Raw genomic sequence first — 22,783 nt, 5'->3', positions numbered from 1 at the left:
TTCCCCTTACAAAATCATGTCGATGCGACCGGCAAAGACATGCAGGCCATTCACAACGTCAGCTGGGATCGCGGATGCAAGCCAGTTCGCGTCTTGGGTAGAGCGTTCAACGATCAGGCCCTCGGCGTTGTCATCTACGTTCTCGATGATCTCCACCTCTTCCAGCTTTTTGAGCACGTCCAGCAGCTCACCACGAACAGCAGCCGGAGTCCTGGACGAGAGTTTGGCGCGCGGGAAGCGCAGGCGAATGCGCTCGCGGCAGGCATTGCGCACATAGAACAGCGTGCGAATAGATGTCAGGTCGAGCAGGGAGACATCCGCCGCACCCGCCGCCGACTTGGTGTAAGTCGTGATCGCACGAACGATTTGAACGACATCACCGGCCGCGACTTCCAGAGGTGTCACCCCATTGGCGAGGGCGGTTTCTTGTTCAGTACGGCCCAGCCGCTGAGCAATACCCGGCACTTTGATACCGGCTAATGCCAGCGTATTGAGTGGCCGCGCAGGATCTTCTTCGGAGGCAATGACTGCGGCGTAAGCGGCTGCAACCTGTCGTGCTGTCGATGCAGTTCCAGGGAATGCGGCAATCGTGATCTTCGCAGCATTCAGTGACGTGGCGAGCGTCGTGGCGGCTGACAGAGTGCTGACAACTGCCGCAACGCCGACGATGCTTTGTTGCTCAATGGACCCGGTGTAGGTCTCGATGTGAGTCCTCAAAGCGGTCAGTGATGTTTGGCTGTACCAGGCTGGCACCAGGAGAGTGAAACCGCCCAAGGCCGTGGCGTCGAGCGCATCCGTAATGTTCGGCTCAGCATCGCCCTGAACCACAACACCCACCACAGATAATGCGACGTAGCGATAGGCAGCGATGGCTGCCGCGACCATCTCTGCCGCAACGTCGCCGCACGCTGCCCTTGCATCGTCAGCGCTGTAAACCCGCGTAGGCACATTGGCCGCGATAGTTGCGCCTGCTCCCAACGGAACAATCAGGCAAATGCTCTGTGCGTTGCTGGCGAGCGTTCGAACAGCCAGGCTGGTGTTGAACTCCATGTAAACGCCAGGCTTACGGGTCGAAGCCGGGATAGTGTCAAAAGTTACGCTCATTCGGCGGACTCCTGTTGTGCGGTTTCTTTGGCACCGGCACGTTTTTTCGGCGCAGGCAACAACTCACCTGCCGCAATACGGCGACGGTAGTAGGAGGTATCTGGCACCTCGACCGGATCGGCCTCGATGCTTTTGAGTGGTTCGTTTTCCATCGGAACCCGATGACCAGGTGCAGCGATGACAAGCATTAGGCGTCCCTCAGTTGAACTTCATCAGTGACGGTTGCGGCTGGGTTTCCGGCCGGGACGTGGTAGCTCAATGCGATACCCTCCAGCCAAGGCAATGCCTGCTCTGGCTTGACCCAATCCAGCTCGATGACAAAGGACTGGCCCAACACGGACAGGTGGTCACTCGCGAATTTTCCGTTGACTAGGTTGGAAAGCTCCGTGGGCACGATGGCTGCGCGGTCAGGCCATGGCTGCCAGTCAACCAGCTTGTGCATGCAGGCTTCCCAAAGGGAGTAGCTGCCAGGATCGGTCGGAGTCGTACCGCGCCGAGTCTCCTTTTCGCCACGGGGGTGACGGGTAGCAATCACCAGGCGAAAGGTGATTGATATGCCGTAACGCCCTTGGCTGCGCTTACGAAGCGTGGCTTTTGGCACCATCAACAGCACTGCCGGGCAACGCTTGAGCAGGGTCGCCAACAGATCAGGGTCCGACAGCTCACCGCCGTAACTCTCGACAACCAGACGCGGCAGCACCGAATTCAGCTCTTTCAGCCGCGCCTCAATCAGATCCTCAAGCTCCCCGAGCATCAGAGCCCCCTCAAACTGCGGCGGGTCATCAGCCGTGGCTGACTGGTGACTTGCAGACCGGACTCCCCAGCCTCAGACGCCCCTTGCTGCTGATCCTCAGCCGCGAGTGTTTCCAGGCGCTTTATTACGTCCTTGTAGATAACCCGGACTGTCGAGGTTTCCGCACCGGCATCGTCATACAGGTGATACCTGGCGATCTCGGCCAGATCATCCGTGACCCAATCAGGAGCGTCAGAGCCCACCGGGCGGAAGCGCAGATAGAATGAAACCTCACTGCGCGCCCGCGTTACCGCATCGGCAATCCTTGCCAGAGTGGCAACGGCGATGGCGATATCTTCAGCAGACCAATCGTCCAGGGGCTCACCGGCCGCTGCCGCCACCAACAAGTCCGGCTCAATGACGCGCTTGTCATCCGGTACGGCGACCTCGGTAATATCGCGGGCGCCGAATCGGACCAGGAGCTGGCTGGCAGACGGCAACGACAGGTTCACTTGGCGTCGTCCTTGGGCTTGTCCGCCTTCGGCTTGTGAGCCTTCGCAGGCACTTTCGCTGGCAGCAAGGCAGCCGCATCACGGTCAGCGTATTCCTGATGGGCCTCATCCCAGCAGGCATCAGCTTCGGCCAATCGCTTGGCAGACTCGCGGGCGATGTGTTCCAGGTGCGCTTCGTCCCATGCAGTAGCTACAAGAGCCGATTCCGCATCGGTCGAAGCTCCGGCATCGACCAGGAGTTGGCCCCCAGCGTCACGAATTGACGCAGTGCTTGGCGCAGGCGACTGCGGCAAAACTTCTTGTGGGGCGCTGGACGCTTGCGGTGCCGGAACTTGCGAATTGTGTACATCAGTCAACTCCCGATCCGGCTCACCCGGTTTATAGGCGATGATCAATTGAGGCTCCAGCAGCAGGGCCTTCAGTTGTTCTTCCGTGAAATGATCGTCCGCGTAAGGGGTAGGCTGGTCGGAGTGGGCGATGCCAAAACGCCGAAAGCCGTTACGCTTTGCCGTAATGATGATGGTCATGGCGCCCCCTTAGCCCAGCCAGCTTGGCGACAGGACTTCAGCGGTGCCCGCCCATTCGTTGCCGTTGTCCGCGTCCTTGACCACGATCTTGCGTGCCGCACCTTCCAACTGGGACGGCACAACCAGCAGACCAGGGGTAACACCCAGCGGACGGCCACCGTCACCCGCAAATGCTTTCATTGCAGCGCGAGCCGAACCGTAGTTTTCGGCGGTCAGCGGCGCTTTCGAGCAATAAGCGAACTGCCAGAAGCCAAAGCCGACGTTGACGCGGGAATCAACGCCATAACGATATTCGTCGCGCATGAACACGTTTTCATCGTCAGGGCTGGTCATCGCTTTCAGGGCGTAATCGCGACGCTTCTGGAAGATGACCGGCTTGATAGCGCGGCTGACATCGAGCAGATACCAGGCCGGGCCGGTGCCTGCCTGATAGTTACTGACCGACACGGCTTCACCCGTACCGTCGGTATTGGGATAAACAGGGTGGTCGGTGTCGAAGAAGTATTGGCCGTCGTAACAGGCCGTGGTCAGGCCAGCTTTGAGCAGACCGAACACCAGTTCGTCCGGGTGCGCACTGGCGGCACGTCCCATTTCGGCGAACAGCGGCTTGTAAACGCCGATCTCATCGTCTTCGATAGCATTGCGAGGAACACCCACCGACGATTCATAGCTTTTGTTAGCAATGGCGTAGCTGTGCGCCGCCATGTTCTTCATTACGCGGTCGCCGATCCACTCGCGGAATGTCGGAAACTGGCCCAACCAACCATAGGTGTTACTGGCCGAAGACGAAGGAACCAGGGTAGCAATGCGCTGCCAGTCAGTGGGTGTCGCTGTGATAGCGGTCTGAAACTCTGCCTTGTACGCGGTGAACAGCGCGTTCAAGGTCGCGGTGGAAATGATCATGAATGCTTCCTATATATAGAAGGAGGGCTTACGCCTTACCTTTGGTGAATTCGTCGGCGCTCATCCCCATCAACGCGGCTACCTGTTGTTCCTCTGCGTTCAACGCGGTGCTGTGCGCCTGGTTGGGCTTTTGCTCGCCTAGGCTGGACGCAGCAGCAACGACCGGCGCCGCCTCCACGAACGCCTTGAAGCGAGCCAGGCCCGATTCGTCCTGGCAGGCGGCGCGGTGGTAATCGACCGTCGCAGGCGTGATCTTTCCGGCCTGAGTAGCGGCGGTGATCAGCGCGTCCACTTCCTTGTTGTGCTCAGCCTTCTTGTGAGTCGCTAGCGCTTGTTCTGCGTTGGTTGCCCGCAACTGCACTGCGTCGTAGTCGGCGCGGGGCATGAACTGTTCAAGGTTCGGACGCTGTTCGGTGTTGGCTGCCTGCGCCGTAGCCTTGAGGCTGGTCGCGGCGGCAAGGGCTTGATCTTCGGTGGCGGTGTCGGGCAGGCCGAGCAGTGCCAAAAACGCTGGGGAGAGTTTCACTGTGTGCTCCGGGTTTTCTTGGTTGAGGGCTGTCATCAGAAAATTCGGCTTGTTGGTCAGGCCCGCACTCACAAGCCGCGCGATGCGTCTGGTGTCCGGGTCAAAGTCGAATACGGGGGAAGTGAAGCGATACTCGCGGGCTTCTACCTGCATCGCCGCGCGAGGGGTCCAATCAACCTGGCCCCACAGTGCGCCGTCGCGGATCTCAAGCGACTTGATCCACGCCCCGGCTGGGGCGTCCTGACCGACCGGCGCCCGCAATTGCGTTGCGTGCTCCCAGTCCAGGGGCAAGTCAATGGCGCGCTCGGTAAAGCTGGACTGCACCAGCGATTGCGAGGCGTCATCAAACAACCAGGTGCGGCCATCACGCCCGGTGACGACCGGACCTGCGGGGATAAGCTCAACCCAGTCGGGGGCCTTCCCATCGGAAAGCTCGACGGAACTGAAGATTTCGGAGTTGAGGGCGAGTTGAGTTTTCATGCCGCCAGTGTCGGCGGCATGTCATGCGGAGGGAGTTTCGGGGGGGCTTAAGGTTAGCGCTCTATGCGCAGACCATCAGTGCTCGATATGAAGGTACTTGTGAAAAACCTTGTCGATGTCCTCTAGCACCTGGTGCATCCTGCCAGCAAGCTCAGTAAGTTCAACGTTCAAGGACTGGCCGTTAAAGTCATCGTTCGCGACTTTACGCCGCAACCCATTGTCAAAAAGCCTCGTTGCCAAGTCCCATATATCGCGGTCCAGGTATGCCTGGATCTCTTCGTCGAACAGCCATCTTGCGCCTGCCACTCCCTTCAGATAATCCTGCTGAGCCGCAAAATACTGCTCCTGCTGCATAGTCAGTGTTGAGATCAAGAACCTCTTCGCAGCGTCGTAAACTACTACCCGCCTATCGTACAAATCGAGCTTAAGCTTATTTCTGGCTATTCGAGCTTGCGTGCGAGCGATTACCAGAGCGAGCCCCGCAATTGCTGGCGTAGTCAAGGCCGTCACCCACGCCGTCCAATGAACGCCAACAGGCGGCGAAGGTGGCGCAGAGGAAACCTGAGAGAACACGTTAAAAATCTGTACAAGGTAGTGGTCCATCACAGATCCCGATGCGCAGAAAAAGAGAGACCGTTTATATCGGATGTCGTCGATCCCCACAATTCCGGTATATCTCTCACGCATCTTGCCATCGGATAGCGCTCAAGCTCCGTCTAACGCCAATCTAACGCCCCTACAGTTTGTTTTTGCGGCGGATGTATCTGCACGCGGACTACACGCCGCCTGCACGATTCTAAGCGGTCAGCCCTCCACGGGTTCCAACAGGTAATCCTGGATGATTGCGAGGATCTCCATCTCATCATCCGAGGACAGCCCAAGGTATGGCCTGGCAGGGATGTCACCCCATGGCAACGGCGTCCCTTTACTGCTCGTTCCTGACGCGCCTTTCTTCTGTCCGAACTGGTGAACTGCGCCGTATGGGCGGTCAGTACCGAATGCCAGTTCATTGCCGGTGACGGCATGGCGGAACGTGTCCTGAAGCGCTCCAGACTCACGCAGGATGCCTTTACCCTTCTTCTTTGCCAGCGTTACAGGAGAGAGCGGCGCCCAGGGCGACCCGTCCGGGGCAACCTTCTTCCGAAAGCGCTCATCTGTTGACTGGTGCAGATACTCCGCGATATCAAGAAGCGGAGTGCGCAACTCCCCTAGCCGGTTCATCAGCTCGTCCAGGGCAGCGCCTACCCGGCTGTCGTCCAACTTCACATCAAGCATTGCGCCTGCCATCCTCACCCCCTACTATCGAGACTTGTCCATTGAGTGAGCAGTCCCCGCCAGGACCTCCAGGCCTACACTCAGGATTGTTATCGCGTGTGGCGGCGCGCGGTGTTGATCATTCATCTGTTGATCTGCGATACAGCCGTACACCTAACCTGAGTTGTTCCAGGTAGTCAGGGTCGTTCGACTCCGGCGAAAAGGTTGTAACTCCGTCCCACCCGTCTTCCCCAACCTCAAACACCGACAGTGCCGGTACTGGCTCGCCATCTACGTGATAGCGTGAAATGTACCGCCGCCTGACCACCGCTTTGTTTCTGGAATAAAGCCACTCCAGCCTAACCCACACCTCATCCGGGTCTTTGATCGCATCAGCGAGCAACAGCAGCTCGCGCGCGTGACCACGCTTACGGATCTTCAAAGCGCCGGTTTTGGCACTGGTGAACAACTCCCGGCCGATGACGACGGCATCGCCAGTCACGTCCTTGAATACCACCGGGCTTGCCTCGGTCGCGCCAAACTCTGCCAGGAAGCGACCGGCATACTCTGCATCTGATAGCCCCTGCGGCAGCATTCGGCCGGGTGCCATCTCGCGAGCTGGCGGCAGCGCACCAGGCGGACGGCGGTTGGGCAGACCAGCACCTTGCACGCTACTGGCCCGCGCGCCCGGATCGGGCAACGGATCGTAGGCACGTAGCGGAGGCACTGCGGCGTTGAGGCGGGATTGACCTGGTGCAAACTCAAAGCCGGGATCGATGCCCTTTGGCACACGAACAGTGCGCGGCCCGTTCGGACTGTTCACGCCAATGGTCTTGTCTTCGTACTCGATGACCGGAGCCGGGCCAACGCTCAGTCCCTGCCGGTCCACGTCCCTTTGGCTGACCATGAACTTTTTGCACTTGCAGCCCCACCCGTTTTGCGGGCTATGACTGAACCACCACGGGTCATCCAGCGGGAGTGTGGTCCCGTCCCAAGCAAGATGTTGGGGCCGTGGGTGCGCAGAGTCTCCGTGTCGGTACACACCGAACGGACGCCGCTTGCGCAACTCCGGGTCGGCCATCTGCTGTTCACGGCCAGCGTTGTACGACTGCCGCAGGTTCGTCTCATAGATGACCCTCGACCGCCAGCCCCGACCGCCGTTGTAGTCCCAACCATGCTTTTCAACGATCTGGTCGAAGTCCTTGCGGAACTGGTCCAGCGTGAGCCCTGATGTGATGGCCTTCTCAACAGCACCGCGCATGTCAGACAGCAGCCCTTGCTTAGTCGCACCGGCTACAACGAAAGCCCAGTCGTGTTCGACGTTGTAAACGTCGGTCCAGGCGCGGGTCGGGATGTCAGTCTTACCCCGGAAGTAATCAATCTGCTCCTGGAATGGCAGCGAGCCGTGAGAGACGGCCATTACAGCCCCCTCAACACGTCATAGCGACCGGCCATGCTCGCAGCCACCATACCGTCAGCCAAGGCATCAGCCAGTTGCACGGTAGACATCTCTGGATAGACCTCAATCAGTCGATCCCGCAGCTCTTCCAGGCTATTCACTGAGTCAACCATTTCCCGGATCTGATCAATCATATCGTCCATGGTCGTTGCCGCATCCTGCCCCAAGCGGTCAACCTGATTATCCACGATGTCCGGGATGGACGCGGGCAGCGCCGGGGCCTGCTCTCGGTTGGTGGCCTGGCTAAGCGCTGGCTTAGCAGCAGGAGCGCCCAGCAGCTCCGCCCCTGCTGCTGGCTCTGGAATATTGAGCTTGTCCCGGATCACCGATTGCTCAACACGCAGGCCCAAGGGAACAAGCGCCTTCAAGGCATCGACCAGAAGCTTGGTGTCTTCCGGCTGGGGCACGTCAATGACCAGCTTCGGATAGGCCCGACCAGGTGCAAAGTTCAGGTCGCACCAGGGACGGACAAAGTAGCGGTTGAGCGTGTTGGACTCAGCCTTCGCGTCAGCCTGCAACAGGTCTATCCGCACTTCGTTGTGAATGGTCGCCTGCGCCTGGCTTGAGCCATCGTCGGTGGACATCGTCTGGCCGACCACTGCCTTGCTGATTTGCTTATCCCACCATTCAGCCAGGCCCTTGAAGAAGTCACCGGCCCCGGCAACGTTCGCGGCTTGGGTGAAGTCGATGCGCATGCTGTCTGGAATGACGGCGGCGGCATCACTGCCCAGGTTTGCTACAGCAGACATCAGCGTCGAGATGTCATCCTTGCTTGCACCCGGCCCGTAACGGCCAACACGCATGGGCATACCGAAGATATCCGCGAAGCCCATCCAGTCCTTCCATGTCCACGCCTTGCACATATAGCCAACTGCGGCCACACGCGCCAAGCCACCCCGGATCGGCAGCCCCGAACGAATTCTCGGCAGATGGACGATGAACTTGTACGGCGCTAGCTCAACACCGAATATCGGATCAGCCTCATCCAGCAGGCGTAGCTCCCGCCCCGTATTTTGATCGAACTGGAAAAAGCGTTGGTCGCGCGCTTCGAAGCGCGACGGGTTCCAGGTCTTGCCGCTACGGTCCCAAATGATTTCCGATACCGCGTAGCCCTTGCCCATTGCGTCTGTGAGGTCGGCTTGCAGCTCGCCGAACTCGGGAGCATTCACCACTTCGCTCAAGGCATCAGCGCGGCGCACGTCTTCCGGGTCATCGCTGGCCGCTTCTACGCGGATGTTGAGCCCCGATATCGCGAGCTTGCGCGTGCCCAAGACAGATGCGTAGTGCATGTCCCGCTCTTCCATCTCTTCAGCGAGCGTCAAATAGTCATGCGCGGAACCATCGGCGGCGGCTTGCAGGATGTTTGCAAGGCGACCTGGTGTCAGGCCACTGGCAACCGACTGGTGCCAAATTTGGCGAATGCCGGTGGTTCTCGCCGCCGCCAGTTCTTCAGTGAGTTTGTCGTATTGAATCGGTCGCCCATACTGATCGACGATTTTGGACTGAGCCATTACCAGATGCCTTTCGATGTGCGCCAGCCAGCGCCCAGCTTGATTTCGCGATCATGCTGAGAAGCGGGCTCGACGCGGTGGTATTCAAATATTTCGGTGTCCTGCCGGGATGCATAGTCCGCGAGCACTGCTGCGATACCGGCGTCACCGTGACGCTTGCCCCCGGTCTTTTCGCCTTTCTCGGTGGTACGTTTTTCAGGGATACGTGCCACACCCTTGACCATGCGAAAGGCGCGCACATCGCTTACTACATCCTTGTCAGCCGGAATGTCGTAGAAGGTGTCGTCTTCCAGTGCTGCTTTGAAGGGGGGCATATTTTCGCGATACCAGCCCTCCGTGAGCATGACGCGCTCGATACGATTGAAACCAAACTCAATGGCGGTTTCTTCCGAGAGCTGGGAGCCGTTGCCTCTGGCGTCGTCAGCGCCTTTTAGAAAGTTCGGCAAGCGGTCGAGTATGTAGAACTTGATCTGACGCTGTTGCTTGAATGGCACGTTACGCAGCTCGACGACAAAGGGTGTTCGCTTACGTAGGTTCTGCTCCTTGAGCAGCGGCCAAATGACCGAAAGGTCACCAGAGCGCGCGAAGTCCATGCCGTAATAGCTTTGGACATCCAATGGGATAGCCTTTAGTAGCGGCTTTAAATATTCTTCACACCACTCTAGCGACTCTGCCAAACGCACGGGTTCAGCAATGACCTCATACCCTTGAGGGTAGGAAAGGCGCAACACCGGCACCTCGCGGTTACTCCGTTGCTCGACCAGGGCAAGGCTGAGAAATGCGCCACCACCGTGAGAGGGCACGCAGTCCAGTTCTTCTTCAGCAGCATCACCGTAGAAGTCGTAAACGTCCTGCACCCATGCGGCTTCGGCGTCAGGCTCATACGCAATGCCTTTACGCAGGCACACACGGTTGTAGAGCCCGTCTTTCACGGCATCGCGGAACGTGCAGCGGAACAGCTTGCCCTTTCTTTTACCTGCAAGAATTTCTTGGATCAGTTCATTGAAGGCGTTTTCCGTGCCGTCGTGCGTACTGATCACATGCACCTCACCGCCCCAAATAAGCAGCGCGAGCGCGGCTTTAAGCAGTTCGGCCAGATCCTGGTGGAATGCAGCTTCATCGATCACGACAACACCCTGACGACCCCGAAGGTTCGACGGGCGACTGGTCAGCGCAACGATGCGGTGACCGCTGGGAAAGACAATGGTATAGGTCTTGATGTGCTTATCTGGGTCGCTGTCCGGCCAGATACCTTCCTCGATTTCTCCGGCCGCATAGTCGAAGGCTCGGGCCCACATGGCACAGGCCTGGATATACTCGACGGTCATGTCCTGGTTGTAGCCCAGGTAATAAACCGTCTGACCACCGGCTGCCTTAGCGGACGCCGCGACCAGCACATTGTCAGCGGCTTCCGCCCATGTCAGACCGATACGTCGGGACTTCTCTCCGACCTTGAGCGGGGCGCGGACGCCTATCCATGTTTTCTGGTATTCCAGCAGCACCGCTGGCGCGTCCAGGGTGGCAGTACTGTCCAGCACAACGGGGACGCTCATGCCTTCTTCCTTCGATCCAATGTCCAGGCCAGTGCCAAAAACAGCGCAACATTCATGTCACTGGTCAGCAGCATTCGGGCATTTTCTTCGGTGGCAAGAAGCCCCGTAAGGGAGAAGCAGGCGCATAACGAGTAGACGTAGTTCAAGGCGCTATGTCCTCTTCGCTAATAGCAACAGGGCGCATGCCAGAGTCGGTTAGATGGCAAGCCATCTCTTTATGGGTCAACTCTTTCCGGGCGAGCATTCCATCGCGCAGGGATATCAATATCAAGTTGCCCCGGCATTCATTAAGCGAGGCGTCGTATCCAATGATGTAGCGCTCTGCCCGGTTGTGAGAGTCAACCTGTCGTCCAGCAACAACGTCGTGCGTCTCCCATAAATATTTCACGATGCCATCCCCAAGATTTCACGGCGGATTTCATCCACAGTGCTGGCGTTCAAGCCACCTTTCTTGGCGATCTTCTCCACACGGGCAGCGGCGGCTTCGGCCTTGTCGCGGAACTCCGCTTGCCATTTCTTCTGCACGACAGAGGCTTTTCCTAGTTCCGCCACGGCCTTGGCGACTTTGGGGAGGTCGATCTGGTCGCCGTTGGTCATCAGCAACTTAAACAGGTGCTCTTGAACAAGCCGCATCAATGCTTCGTTCACTGCGCCTTCGTCATCAGGCGCCGCCTGGACAACCGCCCTGGCCTGTTCGGACGCCATCTTCAGCGAGGCCAGCTTTACTTCGAACTCAGAGCCGTAGCGATGCAGCGCGCTCTTGCCAATGGAATAGCCCCGGCTCTCCAGTTCGGAGGACAGCGATTCATAGCCGGAAAAGTTCGACTCAACCAGGGACTGGTCCAGCCACTCTTTGACCTCTACCGGTAGTGCAGCGACTTTGCTTCGCGGCGGCATGGGATCACCAGTATTTGACGGGGCGGGCGATGCCTGCGCGGCAATCGACGGTGTACTCAGCGATATCCACGCCCAGCGATGTCAGGCCGCAGATCCACGGGCCGGAAGGGGTTTTATCCAAAGTGACCATGGAACGGTCCTTCAAATACTCCAGTTGCGTCCGAAGCTCCAACGGGGTGGCATCTGTATAGACGGCCTGAATCGTGGACAACACAAGTGCTTCATGCGGATCAATCGGCCGCGAGGTATTCAGCGTTAAAAGGATGTACCAGCGCATAGATTCGCGCCGGATCTTAGGGGCATCAATGCTCATTCGCGGGCTCCTTTGAGCTGTACGTTTTCAAGCTTCAAGGCCAATGCATCAAGCTTGGCCTCTAGAACGGTTTGGTTGCGCACGTAATCTTCGCGGCGCACGTAATGCAACGGCATCTCCCCTCGCAGCCGCTCAAGGCCGATCTCGACCTGGCGCAATCGTTCGGAGTCTTTGGCGACCGCTTCGAAACGGTCATCCATCATCGAAAACCGTTGATCCAGTCGGCTTTCCATTTGGCCCAACAGCAACTTGACCAGCCCGGCAAACATGGCGAGAAGAGTTATTGCAGATCCAACCATCTGCCATACCGGCAGTTCAATCGTCGTCATTTGCGCGCCAACTTTTCGTGGAATGACTGACAGTCGATGCAGAGCAAGACACCTGGCAGCGCGAGACGCCGACCCTCAGGGATTGCCGCTCCGCATTCACAAAGCAATGCTGAGGCACCAGCCGGTTTCGGCACCTGCGCCAAATGCGCCGCAATCGCGGCCTCTCGGTTCGCTTCCTCGACCTCGGATGCGCGATCAAATACGTCCATGGGTGTTCCATTCGATAAGACTTTTGAGCTGAGCGCGGCACGACGCGTATTTCTCGTTGTTGCGCACATGGTTGGTTAACAGGTCCTGCTGGGTTACGCCGCTGGCGAGTTGGTCAGCGGCTCCGGCTCCTCCGGCAGACGCAGCAGTGTCTCCGGTGGACTTGCTTGAAAGCATTGCGTCGGGGCTGATGGCGCTGTTCCACACGCGGACAAAGCCAGTGGTAAAGACAGCAACAGGCAAAGGCTCAGGCGGCGCCTCCAAGGCGCGGCGGTATAAGGTCGTGACACGGGAAATCTCTCCGTTGAGCTGTTCGGTGTGCTTGCGCAGTTCGATATTCTTGGCGACCAACTGCGCGGCCAGGCCATCGCCGCGTTTGGCCTCGGCAGCCAAATTCAAAGCGGCGGTCTCGGCTACTTTCCGAGCCGCCGTTTCGATCTCACTGCGATAGTCAGAGAGGGCCTTGTCGCCCTCGGCTTTCGCAACGCGGAATCCTTCGTCGTACCCGCCCTGGCGATTCAGCAATGCCAAACCAATGAGGACGACTGCGATCACCAGCGGCGCGAGGTACTTGGCGACGTAACTCATGAGCAAGCCCCCGTACCCCAGCCCGCGTCGATGTAGAGGCGTTCCCAGCGTTTGAGAATCAGTTGTGGGTACTGTCGGTTTTCACGGAATGCGGCGGGCGAGCGGCCCGCGTTGAACCGCTCTATCGAGTTGAACCAGACCAGCGAATCGGCGCCCTTTGCCGATGCCAGCCTACGGTCACGGATCAGCCACCCAAGGCCGCCGTTATAGGAGGACAACACCATTGCGCTCTGCTCGCAGGCATCCCGAGCGGTGATGCGATCAGCCAGCCATCGGTCGTAGCTGATCAACGCCATCAGTGACCAGGAGGCGCTTTCCGGCTCAACCTTCCCCAGTGTTACGGGGAAGATCTCGGCCAGCCAGGTAGCGGTCGAGGGCATCACCTGGCCCAAGCCTTGCGCACCAACGGGCGACCGTGCATCAAGCCGCCAACGGCTTTCCTGGTGAACCTGTGCGGCGAACATCGCCACAGGCGCATCAAGCCCCCATTCAGCCTGAGCAATGCGCGTCAGGCTGCGGCGGTATTGGTCGGCTTCAGTTGGAATTGCATCCGCAAACGCATGACCACAGGCCAAGACGCAAGCGATGCCGATCAAAAGGACTCTGCGCATGTTCAGAGCCCCAAGGTCAGGCCGAGAACGCACGCCATAACAACGATGGCGCGTCGAATTCCGGCCATGGCGCGATAGGCACGGTCTACGTGGTTCGGTCGGGCATAAGGGAACAGGCCACGGTCGATCCAATAGCCGAGCACACCGCCCAACGTGACCAGACCAGATTTGTAGAGAATGACCGGAAGCTTTGTCGGAGCAACAATCGCAAGTACAGCGATCAGTGCGACCGTAATCAAAGTCCAATCGGTCATACGCGGCGCGCGGGGACGCCGCTTAGGGATGTAAGCCATCAGCGATATTCCTGAGTTTTAGTTATGGCGGCACGGATACCCGCGAGAGAGCGCGCAGCTACGACGGGGTTGCCTCGCACGGCAGCAGGCGCTTGGTAGGTGCCCAAATCGGGCGATGGAAGACGTGATTTTGGGCGCAGCTTTTCTTTCTGCTGAACGTATTCCGCTACACGGCGTTCATGCGCATCGACAATTAATTTGACCATCTCCACCCAGTCGGGCGGGCACTTGTCCATCAGTGCCTTTTGCCCGTCAGCGAATGGCTCACTGATAACGAGCTGGGCGTATTGCCTGAATGAACGAGGGGCTGCGGGCATGTGGCGAACCTGCCGGAGAAGATGACGGGGCTAGATTCGCTCAGGGGGGTAGAGGGTTGTGTTTCTTAAACGCACAAGAAAAAGCCCCGCACTTGGCGAGGCTTTGTCGTAACAGTTGGTCTCAGACCACCGGATGAACGAGCTTATCGGCAGCGAACAAAAGGAGCATCAGGACTCCCCAAACAACCAATGGCGCTTGGCTTTTGTTCAGAGCCCGCGACCGTAAGCAAAGATAGAGAAAGGGCAAGAGCACCGACCACATCGCAGGTTTCGCGTACCCCGCTTTTCGAAGCTTACCGATGTCGATGCAGGCGACAACAATAAAAATGATAGCCCCAGTGTAGGGGCCGCTACCAGGGGAGACGATACCGATTAAAACGCCAATCACCGGAGATAGTGCAATCAGCCACACCAACAGATCGGATATTTTGGCACTGGTCAGTGGCGGCGGCGTTCCCGCCGCGACTGGTGCCAACTCAGTGCTTCCAAGCTGTACCCAATCAGCAAAGCCAGTACGCCACACGAGTGTGCCGGGGCCGACCTGCTGACTGACCAGTAGTTCTTCAAGCTGAGATTGAATGACCGGGCCTTTCCTTTCGCCCCTCTGCTCGTAGAACCACTGTGTTTCTGACATTTAATGCAGACTCCCTTCTATGTCGTCATAGCCAAATAGGTCAGGGCTGTTGCGTCGATGCAACGCCCTTTGCCGCGCGATGATCTCATAAATGGTCGGTGAAGCAAGTTTGTACATGCGGACCAGATCAGTTGGGGGAATGTTGCGTTCGTGCCAATCGCGGTAAATGGCGGCGTCGCGCATGGCCTTCTTCAAAGCGTCGCCACGCGGTAGGTAAACGACAGACCCGCCCATCGTGTCACAAATGGCGAAGACGACAGCCCGAGCAAACTCGGGCACGTCGTCTAACCGATCTGGCAGCTTGCCGCGTAACTCGGCCTCGGCGATTTCGACCATCTCCTTAATCGTGCCCTCCCAGCGATGCATGACCGCCGGGTCTTCCATGTGCGCCAAAACCTTGTTCGGGTCCAGCTTGTTGGTGTCGTCCGGGAACAGCTGTTCGTTGCTCATTGGGTTGGCCTTTGATGCCTTTTGGCATCGTAGGTCAGCGCGGCGACCATGCTTCCAAGCTGCTGAGGGTTCAGCCATTCCACCCGGTCAACCTTGAACATGCGCAGTGCCATGCCATCAGCATATGCCCATGAACGACCGGCCTCGGCCATGAATGCTTCAATTTTGCCGACCAGTTTCTGACGGTCTGCGGCAACCTTCGGCGCGTCCCGTCCCTTGGCTTTAGGCTTCGGCTCCCAGCCCAGCCGCTGGAACTCCGCCAGAACGGCAGCGATTTTCACCGGTGTCAGATCCTTTGCGGACGTGACACCGGCAACACGCTTGAGCACCGCCCGGTAGGTTTCGTCGTCCAGGGCCAAATCCTTCTTGGCAATGTGGATCTTTGAAAGCTGTATGTTGCGTCGATTCATCATCTCCTTACCTCCGTTCGTTGGCTGCTCATCAGTACCCGAATGCCACCCCGGATAGACCGCCCCGGCAACGCGGAGCGGTTTCGCTCAGTTCAGAAGTGCCTGATCTCGACCACCGACACCGTGATTCAAGCGAACATCGCTTGCAGCAAGGATGCCGTGCATAGCATCCGTCACAGTGCGATTGCTGAGCTGTTTGCCTGAGTTGCGATGCAGCGGTTTTGACTGCGTAGTGTCCGGGTGATGCCTAAGCATGTACGCCGCAGCCGCTGGAGATGGAACGGCGCTACCTGCAAATGCCATTACCTCTTTACGTACCTGGTACACCCAGGCATCGCAAAACACATCTGCACGCTTGGTCTTGGTCGAAGCCTTGCAACGACTGAGCTTTTCACTGATGAAGCCCTGGCGCGCCTTACGTAATTGGCGAAGCAGAACGGTCATCGTGTAACTGGCTACCTCGGCAAACTCGCCAATGAAACGCCATTCACCAATGCCCGCCATGAACAGAAATTCACAGGAGTACGCACGTTTGACGCAGCCAGCCAAATTGGCCTCCCAACTGACCGGATTAACTTTCGAGCCGCTGCGGGACGCCGATTCCTGAATGTCAGACAGAGCAACATCTACGGCCTCGATGCGGAATTTCTCCATTAGGGATCGAGCTTGCCGCATGGCTGCGGCAGCCTCATGCGGGTTGTCACTTGCCGCAAGGCGGAGCAGTTTCTTGATTTTGTCTACGGCTTTGCTGTAGTCCATTTCGTCAAATCTCGGGGATTAGGGCTGCTCTTCAGTGCCAGGCAACCACGCCTGACAGACCACCCCAGTTGCCCAGGGTGGTTTCGCTTAATGGATAGTCGGGTTGAGGGCGATCTTTTCGCGCATTGCCTGGCAGATTTCGCAGGTGCAGCCAAAGTGGTTGGCTGCCCCTTCAAACGGGATACGGGCGATCAGTCGCACTGACTGAATCATGGCCGCTGCTACGAAGCCTGCTTTAGTGCTATTGGTTTGATGGTTGTCTACGGAGATAGAGACGCCATCGCCATTGTCTTCGACGGTGATCTGAAACTTTGCCATTTGTAGTGTTCTCTTGATTGGTTTGTGTCGGCTGGTTTTTTAAGGATCGTTTCAGGTCAGTGCAAAGTCGCTTGCGCTGTGTCCGATACGAAAATGCTCGCGATATCCAAGGGGATAGGGGCGTACTGGTCGGAATCACCAATGCGCTCATAGACCCGGACATAGCTCTTGGAGCCGACGACCTGAACGGCTTCGCTGATGGCTTGCATCGCCCGTTGCCATCGTTCGTCCTGAATCTCCAGCCTGCGCAGACCCAGCACGCGACCCGTGCTGATTTCACCGGCCTTATCGGTACGGAACGCCTCATTAACCAGGACACGCACTTCGCTACGCGCACCCTGCACCCACTCAGCCGCACATTCGTCGATCAGCACGCGGGCGGCCTGAAGCCGTTCATCGAACTTGATGGAGTCTTGGACGGCATGAATGATCTTGTAGCGGCCATCGAAGGTCAGCAGGGATACGTTGCCCTTTTTGCCGCCGATGGTTGCCCCGTATTGCTCGGCAGACATCTCGACGAACGCCTTGATGTCGCCGAACGCGGCAGTCTTGAACTCGCCCAATACCTTGGACACTTGCTTAGCCTTCTCGACCAGCTCCATCACCAGCTCATCACGGGCCAGATCAATTGGCTTGATCAAATCGACCGGCACCAAATGCCCTTTGGCGTCTTGGCGAAAACCTTCCGGGATACTCATGGTTGTTCTTGCTCCATATCTGTTTGAGGTTTGGCAGTGCGGTGTTTCAGGCCGCTCAGGATCTCGCTGATCTTCTGACGGCCGTTGGCGCGTTGTTCTTCTGTCAGTGTTGGCTTTGGTGACGCCGTGTCTTCTATCCGAGCAGGTAGCTCACGGATAAGCCTTGCCGGTGCAGGCCAGCGCTCACAGCTTGCGAATAACGTTTCAAATGCTGATCGGATGCGCGCGGCGTCCCGGTGCTCTTCCCATCGCTGGCTCTTCATGAGCGCCACCAACCAAATATCCAGCGTGAGGGTGATTGCGTCAGCGGCCGGTGCCCCATCCAGCCTCAGTGCCACAAGTCCCGACAGGCCGGACACCAGCTCCCGTTCAAACCAGTCATCCACCATGCAAACGGCCTTGCAGCGCGGCGAGTGCTGCGGTGGTCTGGCTGGGGCGCCCTTGTACCAATTGCTTTTGGGGGCCGGGCTCAGATGCAACCAATGATGTCCCTGACTCTCCCTGCCATCCGGTGATGACCTGGTAGAGCCAGCCATGTCCTTTCAGCGGCGTTACAAGACGCCCTGTATCCCGCGCAGCGATGGCTTGTTCTATCGCCCATACCCAACATTCGGGCGGCGCGTTAAATACCATTCCGTTCCGTTCAATACGCTTGGCTTGCAAGTCCGGCAGCAGCTCACCCAGCAGCTTGCCGACGCGATCCATCGTCAGCTCGCGCGTCTCCGGGCGGAACAGACCGATGTAGCGAACAACGGCGTTGCCGAGTGGACCCGAAAGCTTGAAGGCCACGCCTAGCGCCTCCCTGGCGCCATCGTGAGCAATCAATGCGTCCAGACTTAACGTCGTGCCGCAGTTGGGGCATCGAGTACGCATCAGTGCAGGCTCCCGCGTTGCTTGAGTTGTTCCCGCTGGTCCGCAACTTGCTGAGCCAGACGATAAGTTGAGGCCATGCCCACCCATTGCCCGCCGTCGTAGACCCGAATCATTCCCCGTCCGGCAATCAAAATTTGAATCGCTGGAGCCACATCGCGCACAACATCAGTGGACTGTTGCATTACCGGCACCTGAACAATTCGGGTTGAAGGGGCAGTGCTGGCATGCTTTCCAGTGCTGCATCGCTTGCGGGTTGTGCGTCGGCGCCTGCTTCTGGCGGTAGTTTTGGCACTGCTCGTTGGTCAGCACTTCACCAATTGCCACGCACTCAATACGGCCCAGCGCTTCCATTACTCGCCGCTCAACGCCCTTGGTCGTTGGGCTCCTGTAGTTGTTAGTCAGCAACAGGCTTACCGCCGTGCGACTGATACCAATACGGAGGGCAGCCTGAGTACGGTTGGTAACGCTTACTTCGGCGGCAAGAAGCCTTACAAACAACGGCGGCTGCTCACCCCAACGGGAAATATCTACATGGTTCATTAGGCCAACTCCAACTGAGTCCGCTGGAGCAGATCAATAGATGGAGCGCTAGCACCTTTACTCATAAACTCTGACAACAACTTTTTCATGCGCAGGTTTTGTTGCTGTAAATCGTTTTCAGGAGTTGATTCGACTGTTACGCCACCTTTAGTGGCTCGTGCAAAAACCACCTTGTCCAGATTGGGGTCATACACTTCGATAGATTCAGTCCGACGAACAATCGGATGGCGTGGACCAACGCCACGGCTTGACGCCAGCCTATAGGTCCTGGCCCTTGCGACTTCGTAATCACTGCCGATCAAATAGCCCGCCCGTACAAGATGGACGAAGTAATTCAACACATAAGCTTGGGATACCTTCATATCCTCAGTGCTCGCCATCTCAGCGGCTTGTGCTGCTGTTACTTCTCCCATGATGCGGATGGTTCGCCATAGGCTTTCAAGCACCAAACCGTCCTTCGAAAGCTCGCCCTTGGCATTGACCTTTGGGAAATGGGCGCCTTCATCACGGATCAGTCGCCATCGATTATCCGCGACCAACTCAGCTTTATCGACCAGTTCAATGTATTGCCCTTTAGACAATGCGTTGATGTACTGGCGAACGCTGTCATCTGACTGTCCCGAACGCTCTGTTACCTGACGTGCAGTAAAGCCATCACGATTATTACGAACGACTTCCCACATAAACTGCCGAGGTTCTTTTCCGCCGATTAGGCGAAGTTCTGTTGGCTTACCCATCAGTTGACCCTCCGTACCGGCGCATCTCCGCTGTCAAAGCCACGCTTCCAGTCGGCAAGTGATACCGACGTTTTCATTTTGGCGGACATTTCCGATTGGACTTTATGAAGATTTACTGCGGCCCGGCGAATACAGCCGCGAACAGCAGTGTTCATTGCATCCAAAATATCATCAGAAAAAGACATGTCCGGGTATGTAGATTTCGCCAGCTGTTGCAAGTCTTCCAACGATGCTGGTTGTGCTGGGACCCACTCCAGAACTCGATTATGAAGTCGTTCAAGTCGAGCGAGCGATGAAGGGACGCGCTCCTCACCAATCAAAATAATAGTGCCTTGGCTTGCGTTGTAGATATCCGTCAAGACGTTTGCTACGGCCTTGTCGAGCAGGTACTGAACATCATCAATGATCAATGGCCGCATTGAAGTTGAAAGCTGCACCGCAACCTGATCGACCATTTCCGACATGGTTCTGGCGGGGTACACGGACATCTCACGCAAAATAGCTTGAAGGAAAGCTTTCTTACTCCAGGCGTCACGGCATTCCAGGTAATAGGCACGGTAGCTATTCGCGGCAAAAGCTGCGGCGGCGCTCTTTCCGTAACCGCTCGGGCCATACATCGCAACGACACCAGGGAGTCCTATCGGACGCGCTTGGGCACGTTTAATTGCGCCTGCCAGCAACGCAACATTTGTCAAAGGAACAATCTTAGTTACACTCATTGTGCTACATCTCCGTATGAGGCGGGATTCCAGCCCGCTTACTGCTTGAAACACGGGTGTCAGCCCGTATGCTGAAACACTTGTTGCATCACGGCGAAGTCAGCATGGCGGGGGTATGCTTCCCACCATCTGGCTTCAGCCGTAGTCAATTCGTCATCGGCTCTAACCCGTTTATCCAGCTTCACCCACAGTCTGTAGCGGGCTACATCGCTGTCAGGGATTTCGAATTCCGGCTCTACCAGTCCCAGTTCCTGGACTACTTCTTGCGCTTCCTGCATCAATTCAGCTGAGGGCGTGGCTGATGGCCCATTACCGCGAGCAATCATCGTCACGCTATGGCCGGTTAACGTTTCCAGCTTGTCCATTCCGCGCTTAATCTGTCCTTGCTCGCGCTTTGCCCTGCTGCGCTCCAGCATGCTCATTGGCATGTAGTCGGATGAATTACCATCCAGCAGCGCTTCACCGATCAATTCTCCGTCTAACGTGTATGCCCAAAGGCGCCCAGCATCTCTAACGTCGTAGCCAATACGTATTTCTTGTCCATGCAAGTGCCTTAAGTCATCAAGGAAATACACCTGGTTGAGCCAAGCAATTTCGCCTCTGTGCGTTTTTCGAATGAGTTGAGGTCTCATCAGTGACTCAACCAATTCCGGCGTCGCGGCTAACGCCTCCCAGCCTTCAATAATGGCGGCTTCCCATGCCTCATCTGGACTCGGGTGCCTCATCAGTCCCGTGTAAGGGTCGCGAATCTTTTCAAGTCCACGATGGGGAGCGCTGTTGTAGTTTTCTATTTCGGCTTCAACTCCGGCGATAAACTCACCAAAAGTCGGCATCAATCTTGTAGCTCCAACCTCTTTTAACTGCTTTCGCCCCAACCGATGCACGCGGGTGCCCGCCTGTTTATCCATGTCGGCACCGATATAACTCGTCAATTTTTTTGCAGCACGTACCCAAATCGTTTTATGGCCCCGCTCAGACAAACCACGCGCCTGACTGTTATAGGGAATTGAGTGCTGCATAGTCCCGCCCAAGCGATCTACGACTTCCCGCACCGTATCGTTATCAAAGCCGGAACCGTTATCTACATAGAAAACAGCAAACATGCACTTGCGCACTGCATCGCGAAGAGCATCCAAAACCCCGATAGCTGACTCAGCTTCACCAACAGAGATACCTACTACTCTCCGGGTGGCGACATCCAGCACCGTGGTTATCTCAGGCCGATACGGCTTGCCGGTAATCGGGTTGATTACCTCTGCGTCAAACTTGTGGCCGTCAGCCGTATATACGTCACCAGGGAACATCCTTTTTGTTGACCGCCGTCTGAATGGCTGCAATGACTTGAGTTCTTGCGGGCTCATGCGACCTACGTTCAAGGCTTCCGGCGATAGCTTTTTCAGAAAACGGTGAACCACATATAAACTGGGTAGATCCCCGTGATATGTCCGCGCGAACTCCGAATAACTCGCCACCACACTTGGCTTCGTGGGGCGCTGGTAGCACCGCAAAAAATCCTTTGCCCATACCGGTATGTTCAGATTCGGACGCTGGCGCAGAGGCGCTATGCCTTTTTCGCCACTCTTTCTATAAGCAGAAATCCACCGTTTAAGGCTCCGTTCCGACAACGAGCGATCCCCTCCCTTCTTATGATTTGCCAGCTCTACCCGCTCTGTCAGATATGGACTCAGAGCGCCATTACGTGCCTGGCTAACCAGGATGGAAATTGCCTTTGCCTGAGATACCGCCGAGCACATGCGGTCAATCTCACGAATAAAACAGAGTCTCGCCAGCATTACCTCGCGCTGAGCGTCGTTCATTCGCGCTTGATGGTCGCTGCCCGTGACATCAGTTTTAGCCGCTAACGATGTTGCCGGAGCAATCATTGACAGCGAGGGCTCCTCCGTAACTGACTGAGCGATGATCGCGGTTTGTGTTTCTGGTGGCAGACATGCGAATGCGTACTCAATCGCCTTGGTCCCCAAGCGCCGTTGGCTCTCCCATTCCAGACGAATGGCAACCTTACGCACGCCCGGCACAGTGCCCGGCAACCCCGGCATTCCGACCAGTTCCTGAGCCGTATACCAGCTACGCATCGGAATCTTCCTGCTGGGTTTTACTGTGACCTACCGGACTATCTCCGGTATGCTTTCGATATACCGAATTGGCTTCAGCTCTGTTCGGGCGTTGGCGAATCGGAGTGCCATCTACGTTCCAGCGCTCCGGCCAGAGTTGAATGGGTTTAAGCCCTAATGCCAAAGCGATGGCACGCTCTACCCGTGGGTATGGACGCAGCTTGGCATTGCGGATGGCTCGCTCATTCAACTTATGTTCCCGCGCAAGCTCGGCCAAATTGGTTCCGCGTACTCGGAGTTGGAATTTGATCCACTCCCAGCGGCGTTCCATGTCGAGAGGTATATCGAAGCTTTCCATTTAAGAACCATCGTCAAGGGTGGTTTTTTTCGGCTCTCTAACAGCCGGTTCAGGACAATATATCCCGTATGCGGGATGCGGTAAACCAGATACGGAGG

35 protein-coding genes and 2 other RNA genes are annotated in these 22,783 nt (G+C 57.2%); all 37 read right to left on the bottom strand.

Annotated elements, in window-relative coordinates; genetic code table 11:
* Positions 1-6 precede the first annotated feature (6 nt).
* The 37 genes from ACP7E4_RS02425 to ACP7E4_RS02245 all read right to left on the bottom strand — a co-directional run bounded on the left by ACP7E4_RS02425 (position 7) and on the right by ACP7E4_RS02245 (position 22,685).
* On the bottom strand, positions 7-1,104 hold the full coding sequence (locus ACP7E4_RS02425; protein ID WP_426111321.1) for a phage tail sheath C-terminal domain-containing protein: 1,098 nt from the start codon (positions 1,102-1,104) through the stop codon (positions 7-9).
* The gene (locus ACP7E4_RS02420; RefSeq protein WP_426111319.1) at positions 1,101-1,292 is read right to left on the bottom strand and encodes a hypothetical protein; all 192 of its coding nucleotides are present in this window, start codon (positions 1,290-1,292) and stop codon (positions 1,101-1,103) included. Before ACP7E4_RS02420 ends, ACP7E4_RS02425 begins: the two co-directional genes overlap by 4 nt.
* The gene (locus tag ACP7E4_RS02415) at positions 1,292-1,858 is read right to left on the bottom strand and encodes a phage protein Gp37 (protein WP_426111317.1); all 567 of its coding nucleotides are present in this window, start codon (positions 1,856-1,858) and stop codon (positions 1,292-1,294) included. The genes ACP7E4_RS02420 and ACP7E4_RS02415 overlap by 1 nt, the downstream gene beginning before the upstream one ends.
* Entirely contained in the window at positions 1,858-2,349 is a 492-nt protein-coding gene (locus tag ACP7E4_RS02410; RefSeq protein WP_426111314.1) for a phage protein Gp36 family protein, read from the bottom strand. The genes ACP7E4_RS02415 and ACP7E4_RS02410 overlap by 1 nt, the downstream gene beginning before the upstream one ends.
* Entirely contained in the window at positions 2,346-2,876 is a 531-nt protein-coding gene (locus ACP7E4_RS02405) for a hypothetical protein (protein WP_426111312.1), read from the bottom strand. Before ACP7E4_RS02405 ends, ACP7E4_RS02410 begins: the two co-directional genes overlap by 4 nt.
* Positions 2,877-2,885: 9 nt before the next feature.
* A complete protein-coding gene (locus ACP7E4_RS02400; RefSeq protein WP_426111310.1) occupies positions 2,886-3,779 on the bottom strand; it encodes a Mu-like prophage major head subunit gpT family protein in 894 nt (297 codons plus the stop codon).
* Positions 3,780-3,807: 28 nt separating this feature from the next.
* The gene (locus ACP7E4_RS02395; RefSeq protein ID WP_426111308.1) at positions 3,808-4,785 is read right to left on the bottom strand and encodes a phage protease; all 978 of its coding nucleotides are present in this window, start codon (positions 4,783-4,785) and stop codon (positions 3,808-3,810) included.
* 75 nt (positions 4,786-4,860) lie between these two features.
* A complete protein-coding gene (locus tag ACP7E4_RS02390) occupies positions 4,861-5,388 on the bottom strand; it encodes a hypothetical protein (protein WP_426111306.1) in 528 nt (175 codons plus the stop codon).
* 201 nt (positions 5,389-5,589) lie between these two features.
* A complete protein-coding gene (locus ACP7E4_RS02385; protein WP_426111304.1) occupies positions 5,590-6,060 on the bottom strand; it encodes a phage virion morphogenesis protein in 471 nt (156 codons plus the stop codon).
* Positions 6,061-6,178: 118 nt separating this feature from the next.
* Positions 6,179-7,459: a PBECR2 nuclease fold domain-containing protein gene (locus ACP7E4_RS02380; protein WP_426111302.1), complete on the bottom strand. Its 1,281-nt coding sequence runs from the start codon at positions 7,457-7,459 to the stop codon at positions 6,179-6,181.
* Positions 7,459-9,009, bottom strand: a complete 1,551-nt coding sequence (locus ACP7E4_RS02375; protein WP_426111300.1) for a DUF935 domain-containing protein — start codon at positions 9,007-9,009, stop codon at positions 7,459-7,461. Before ACP7E4_RS02375 ends, ACP7E4_RS02380 begins: the two co-directional genes overlap by 1 nt.
* Positions 9,009-10,562, bottom strand: a complete 1,554-nt coding sequence (locus ACP7E4_RS02370) for a hypothetical protein (RefSeq protein WP_426111298.1) — start codon at positions 10,560-10,562, stop codon at positions 9,009-9,011. The genes ACP7E4_RS02375 and ACP7E4_RS02370 overlap by 1 nt, the downstream gene beginning before the upstream one ends.
* The gene (locus ACP7E4_RS02365) at positions 10,559-10,708 is read right to left on the bottom strand and encodes a hypothetical protein (protein WP_426111296.1); all 150 of its coding nucleotides are present in this window, start codon (positions 10,706-10,708) and stop codon (positions 10,559-10,561) included. Before ACP7E4_RS02365 ends, ACP7E4_RS02370 begins: the two co-directional genes overlap by 4 nt.
* 238 nt (positions 10,709-10,946) lie before the next feature.
* A complete protein-coding gene (locus ACP7E4_RS02360; RefSeq protein WP_426111294.1) occupies positions 10,947-11,459 on the bottom strand; it encodes a DUF3486 family protein in 513 nt (170 codons plus the stop codon).
* Between the two features lie 4 nt (positions 11,460-11,463).
* Positions 11,464-11,772, bottom strand: a complete 309-nt coding sequence (locus tag ACP7E4_RS02355; protein WP_426111292.1) for a hypothetical protein — start codon at positions 11,770-11,772, stop codon at positions 11,464-11,466.
* A complete protein-coding gene (locus tag ACP7E4_RS02350) occupies positions 11,769-12,101 on the bottom strand; it encodes a hypothetical protein (RefSeq protein ID WP_426111290.1) in 333 nt (110 codons plus the stop codon). Before ACP7E4_RS02350 ends, ACP7E4_RS02355 begins: the two co-directional genes overlap by 4 nt.
* Complete coding sequence (locus ACP7E4_RS02345) at positions 12,098-12,310, bottom strand: TraR/DksA family transcriptional regulator (RefSeq protein WP_426111288.1); 213 nt, start codon at positions 12,308-12,310, stop codon at positions 12,098-12,100. The genes ACP7E4_RS02350 and ACP7E4_RS02345 overlap by 4 nt, the downstream gene beginning before the upstream one ends.
* Positions 12,297-12,896: a DNA-packaging protein gene (locus ACP7E4_RS02340; RefSeq protein ID WP_426111286.1), complete on the bottom strand. Its 600-nt coding sequence runs from the start codon at positions 12,894-12,896 to the stop codon at positions 12,297-12,299. Before ACP7E4_RS02340 ends, ACP7E4_RS02345 begins: the two co-directional genes overlap by 14 nt.
* Positions 12,893-13,507, bottom strand: coding sequence for a transglycosylase SLT domain-containing protein (locus ACP7E4_RS02335; RefSeq protein ID WP_426111284.1), 615 nt, complete (start codon positions 13,505-13,507; stop codon positions 12,893-12,895). The genes ACP7E4_RS02340 and ACP7E4_RS02335 overlap by 4 nt, the downstream gene beginning before the upstream one ends.
* Positions 13,508-13,509: 2 nt before the next feature.
* The gene (locus ACP7E4_RS02330) at positions 13,510-13,800 is read right to left on the bottom strand and encodes a putative holin (RefSeq protein ID WP_426111282.1); all 291 of its coding nucleotides are present in this window, start codon (positions 13,798-13,800) and stop codon (positions 13,510-13,512) included.
* Positions 13,800-14,117 (bottom strand): hypothetical protein, encoded by a 318-nt coding sequence (locus tag ACP7E4_RS02325; RefSeq protein WP_426111280.1) that lies wholly within the window; start codon positions 14,115-14,117, stop codon positions 13,800-13,802. The genes ACP7E4_RS02330 and ACP7E4_RS02325 overlap by 1 nt, the downstream gene beginning before the upstream one ends.
* A 121-nt stretch (positions 14,118-14,238) precedes the next feature.
* On the bottom strand, positions 14,239-14,751 hold the full coding sequence (locus ACP7E4_RS02320; protein WP_426111278.1) for a DUF4339 domain-containing protein: 513 nt from the start codon (positions 14,749-14,751) through the stop codon (positions 14,239-14,241).
* Positions 14,752-15,201 carry a Mor transcription activator family protein gene (locus tag ACP7E4_RS02315; protein ID WP_426111276.1) on the bottom strand — a complete coding sequence of 150 codons (450 nt, stop codon included), beginning with the start codon at positions 15,199-15,201 and terminating at the stop codon, positions 14,752-14,754.
* The gene (locus tag ACP7E4_RS02310; RefSeq protein ID WP_426111495.1) at positions 15,198-15,611 is read right to left on the bottom strand and encodes a gp16 family protein; all 414 of its coding nucleotides are present in this window, start codon (positions 15,609-15,611) and stop codon (positions 15,198-15,200) included. Before ACP7E4_RS02310 ends, ACP7E4_RS02315 begins: the two co-directional genes overlap by 4 nt.
* 18 nt (positions 15,612-15,629) lie before the next feature.
* Positions 15,630-15,700: hammerhead ribozyme type II (locus ACP7E4_RS02305), an RNA gene on the bottom strand.
* Positions 15,699-16,370, bottom strand: a complete 672-nt coding sequence (locus tag ACP7E4_RS02300) for a DUF2786 domain-containing protein (RefSeq protein ID WP_426111274.1) — start codon at positions 16,368-16,370, stop codon at positions 15,699-15,701. The genes ACP7E4_RS02305 and ACP7E4_RS02300 overlap by 2 nt, the downstream gene beginning before the upstream one ends.
* 18 nt (positions 16,371-16,388) lie before the next feature.
* Positions 16,389-16,459, bottom strand: an RNA gene (locus ACP7E4_RS02295) — hammerhead ribozyme type II.
* A complete protein-coding gene (locus ACP7E4_RS02290) occupies positions 16,458-16,688 on the bottom strand; it encodes a hypothetical protein (RefSeq protein WP_426111272.1) in 231 nt (76 codons plus the stop codon). The genes ACP7E4_RS02295 and ACP7E4_RS02290 overlap by 2 nt, the downstream gene beginning before the upstream one ends.
* A 56-nt stretch (positions 16,689-16,744) precedes the next feature.
* A complete protein-coding gene (locus ACP7E4_RS02285; RefSeq protein ID WP_426111270.1) occupies positions 16,745-17,386 on the bottom strand; it encodes a DUF3164 family protein in 642 nt (213 codons plus the stop codon).
* The gene (locus ACP7E4_RS02280) at positions 17,383-17,775 is read right to left on the bottom strand and encodes a hypothetical protein (RefSeq protein ID WP_426111268.1); all 393 of its coding nucleotides are present in this window, start codon (positions 17,773-17,775) and stop codon (positions 17,383-17,385) included. Before ACP7E4_RS02280 ends, ACP7E4_RS02285 begins: the two co-directional genes overlap by 4 nt.
* Complete coding sequence (locus tag ACP7E4_RS02275) at positions 17,765-18,259, bottom strand: hypothetical protein (RefSeq protein ID WP_426111266.1); 495 nt, start codon at positions 18,257-18,259, stop codon at positions 17,765-17,767. The genes ACP7E4_RS02280 and ACP7E4_RS02275 overlap by 11 nt, the downstream gene beginning before the upstream one ends.
* Positions 18,259-18,441 carry a hypothetical protein gene (locus ACP7E4_RS02270; protein WP_426111264.1) on the bottom strand — a complete coding sequence of 61 codons (183 nt, stop codon included), beginning with the start codon at positions 18,439-18,441 and terminating at the stop codon, positions 18,259-18,261. The genes ACP7E4_RS02275 and ACP7E4_RS02270 overlap by 1 nt, the downstream gene beginning before the upstream one ends.
* Positions 18,425-18,799 carry a hypothetical protein gene (locus ACP7E4_RS02265; protein ID WP_426111262.1) on the bottom strand — a complete coding sequence of 125 codons (375 nt, stop codon included), beginning with the start codon at positions 18,797-18,799 and terminating at the stop codon, positions 18,425-18,427. Before ACP7E4_RS02265 ends, ACP7E4_RS02270 begins: the two co-directional genes overlap by 17 nt.
* Positions 18,799-19,536, bottom strand: coding sequence for a hypothetical protein (locus ACP7E4_RS02260; protein WP_426111260.1), 738 nt, complete (start codon positions 19,534-19,536; stop codon positions 18,799-18,801). Before ACP7E4_RS02260 ends, ACP7E4_RS02265 begins: the two co-directional genes overlap by 1 nt.
* Positions 19,536-20,255 carry an AAA family ATPase gene (locus ACP7E4_RS02255; protein ID WP_426111258.1) on the bottom strand — a complete coding sequence of 240 codons (720 nt, stop codon included), beginning with the start codon at positions 20,253-20,255 and terminating at the stop codon, positions 19,536-19,538. Before ACP7E4_RS02255 ends, ACP7E4_RS02260 begins: the two co-directional genes overlap by 1 nt.
* 59 nt (positions 20,256-20,314) lie before the next feature.
* Positions 20,315-22,348, bottom strand: a complete 2,034-nt coding sequence (locus ACP7E4_RS02250) for a DNA-binding protein (RefSeq protein WP_426111256.1) — start codon at positions 22,346-22,348, stop codon at positions 20,315-20,317.
* On the bottom strand, positions 22,341-22,685 hold the full coding sequence (locus tag ACP7E4_RS02245; RefSeq protein ID WP_426111254.1) for a helix-turn-helix domain-containing protein: 345 nt from the start codon (positions 22,683-22,685) through the stop codon (positions 22,341-22,343). Before ACP7E4_RS02245 ends, ACP7E4_RS02250 begins: the two co-directional genes overlap by 8 nt.
* Between the last annotated feature and the right edge of the window lie 98 nt (positions 22,686-22,783).

Origin of the sequence: Pseudomonas sp. DSP3-2-3, assembly GCF_049898225.1 — a bacterium.
Lineage (GTDB): Bacteria > Pseudomonadota > Gammaproteobacteria > Pseudomonadales > Pseudomonadaceae > Aquipseudomonas.
Note: the sequence above shows the minus strand (reverse complement) of the source record. Positions and strands in the feature narration are given on the sequence as shown.

What these genes read in the sequence shown, in the direction of transcription:
- ACP7E4_RS02425 (WP_426111321.1), bottom strand. Translation starts at nt 1,104, where the DNA reads ATGAGCGTAACTTTTGACACTATCCCGGCTTCGACCCGTAAGCCTGGC.
- ACP7E4_RS02420 (WP_426111319.1), bottom strand. Translation starts at nt 1,292, where the DNA reads ATGCTTGTCATCGCTGCACCTGGTCATCGGGTTCCGATGGAAAACGAA.
- ACP7E4_RS02415 (WP_426111317.1), bottom strand. Translation starts at nt 1,858, where the DNA reads ATGCTCGGGGAGCTTGAGGATCTGATTGAGGCGCGGCTGAAAGAGCTG.
- ACP7E4_RS02405 (WP_426111312.1), bottom strand. Translation starts at nt 2,876, where the DNA reads ATGACCATCATCATTACGGCAAAGCGTAACGGCTTTCGGCGTTTTGGC.
- ACP7E4_RS02400 (WP_426111310.1), bottom strand. Translation starts at nt 3,779, where the DNA reads ATGATCATTTCCACCGCGACCTTGAACGCGCTGTTCACCGCGTACAAG.
- ACP7E4_RS02395 (WP_426111308.1), bottom strand. Translation starts at nt 4,785, where the DNA reads ATGAAAACTCAACTCGCCCTCAACTCCGAAATCTTCAGTTCCGTCGAG.
- ACP7E4_RS02390 (WP_426111306.1), bottom strand. Translation starts at nt 5,388, where the DNA reads ATGGACCACTACCTTGTACAGATTTTTAACGTGTTCTCTCAGGTTTCC.
- ACP7E4_RS02385 (WP_426111304.1), bottom strand. Translation starts at nt 6,060, where the DNA reads ATGCTTGATGTGAAGTTGGACGACAGCCGGGTAGGCGCTGCCCTGGAC.
- ACP7E4_RS02380 (WP_426111302.1), bottom strand. Translation starts at nt 7,459, where the DNA reads ATGGCCGTCTCTCACGGCTCGCTGCCATTCCAGGAGCAGATTGATTAC.
- ACP7E4_RS02375 (WP_426111300.1), bottom strand. Translation starts at nt 9,009, where the DNA reads ATGGCTCAGTCCAAAATCGTCGATCAGTATGGGCGACCGATTCAATAC.
- ACP7E4_RS02370 (WP_426111298.1), bottom strand. Translation starts at nt 10,562, where the DNA reads ATGAGCGTCCCCGTTGTGCTGGACAGTACTGCCACCCTGGACGCGCCA.
- ACP7E4_RS02360 (WP_426111294.1), bottom strand. Translation starts at nt 11,459, where the DNA reads ATGCCGCCGCGAAGCAAAGTCGCTGCACTACCGGTAGAGGTCAAAGAG.
- ACP7E4_RS02355 (WP_426111292.1), bottom strand. Translation starts at nt 11,772, where the DNA reads ATGAGCATTGATGCCCCTAAGATCCGGCGCGAATCTATGCGCTGGTAC.
- ACP7E4_RS02350 (WP_426111290.1), bottom strand. Translation starts at nt 12,101, where the DNA reads ATGACGACGATTGAACTGCCGGTATGGCAGATGGTTGGATCTGCAATA.
- ACP7E4_RS02345 (WP_426111288.1), bottom strand. Translation starts at nt 12,310, where the DNA reads ATGGACGTATTTGATCGCGCATCCGAGGTCGAGGAAGCGAACCGAGAG.
- ACP7E4_RS02340 (WP_426111286.1), bottom strand. Translation starts at nt 12,896, where the DNA reads ATGAGTTACGTCGCCAAGTACCTCGCGCCGCTGGTGATCGCAGTCGTC.
- ACP7E4_RS02335 (WP_426111284.1), bottom strand. Translation starts at nt 13,507, where the DNA reads ATGCGCAGAGTCCTTTTGATCGGCATCGCTTGCGTCTTGGCCTGTGGT.
- ACP7E4_RS02330 (WP_426111282.1), bottom strand. Translation starts at nt 13,800, where the DNA reads ATGGCTTACATCCCTAAGCGGCGTCCCCGCGCGCCGCGTATGACCGAT.
- ACP7E4_RS02325 (WP_426111280.1), bottom strand. Translation starts at nt 14,117, where the DNA reads ATGCCCGCAGCCCCTCGTTCATTCAGGCAATACGCCCAGCTCGTTATC.
- ACP7E4_RS02320 (WP_426111278.1), bottom strand. Translation starts at nt 14,751, where the DNA reads ATGTCAGAAACACAGTGGTTCTACGAGCAGAGGGGCGAAAGGAAAGGC.
- ACP7E4_RS02315 (WP_426111276.1), bottom strand. Translation starts at nt 15,201, where the DNA reads ATGAGCAACGAACAGCTGTTCCCGGACGACACCAACAAGCTGGACCCG.
- ACP7E4_RS02310 (WP_426111495.1), bottom strand. Translation starts at nt 15,611, where the DNA reads ATGAATCGACGCAACATACAGCTTTCAAAGATCCACATTGCCAAGAAG.
- ACP7E4_RS02300 (WP_426111274.1), bottom strand. Translation starts at nt 16,370, where the DNA reads ATGGACTACAGCAAAGCCGTAGACAAAATCAAGAAACTGCTCCGCCTT.
- ACP7E4_RS02290 (WP_426111272.1), bottom strand. Translation starts at nt 16,688, where the DNA reads ATGGCAAAGTTTCAGATCACCGTCGAAGACAATGGCGATGGCGTCTCT.
- ACP7E4_RS02285 (WP_426111270.1), bottom strand. Translation starts at nt 17,386, where the DNA reads ATGAGTATCCCGGAAGGTTTTCGCCAAGACGCCAAAGGGCATTTGGTG.
- ACP7E4_RS02280 (WP_426111268.1), bottom strand. Translation starts at nt 17,775, where the DNA reads ATGGTGGATGACTGGTTTGAACGGGAGCTGGTGTCCGGCCTGTCGGGA.
- ACP7E4_RS02275 (WP_426111266.1), bottom strand. Translation starts at nt 18,259, where the DNA reads ATGCGTACTCGATGCCCCAACTGCGGCACGACGTTAAGTCTGGACGCA.
- ACP7E4_RS02270 (WP_426111264.1), bottom strand. Translation starts at nt 18,441, where the DNA reads ATGCAACAGTCCACTGATGTTGTGCGCGATGTGGCTCCAGCGATTCAA.
- ACP7E4_RS02265 (WP_426111262.1), bottom strand. Translation starts at nt 18,799, where the DNA reads ATGAACCATGTAGATATTTCCCGTTGGGGTGAGCAGCCGCCGTTGTTT.
- ACP7E4_RS02260 (WP_426111260.1), bottom strand. Translation starts at nt 19,536, where the DNA reads ATGGGTAAGCCAACAGAACTTCGCCTAATCGGCGGAAAAGAACCTCGG.
- ACP7E4_RS02255 (WP_426111258.1), bottom strand. Translation starts at nt 20,255, where the DNA reads ATGAGTGTAACTAAGATTGTTCCTTTGACAAATGTTGCGTTGCTGGCA.
- ACP7E4_RS02250 (WP_426111256.1), bottom strand. Translation starts at nt 22,348, where the DNA reads ATGCGTAGCTGGTATACGGCTCAGGAACTGGTCGGAATGCCGGGGTTG.
- ACP7E4_RS02245 (WP_426111254.1), bottom strand. Translation starts at nt 22,685, where the DNA reads ATGGAAAGCTTCGATATACCTCTCGACATGGAACGCCGCTGGGAGTGG.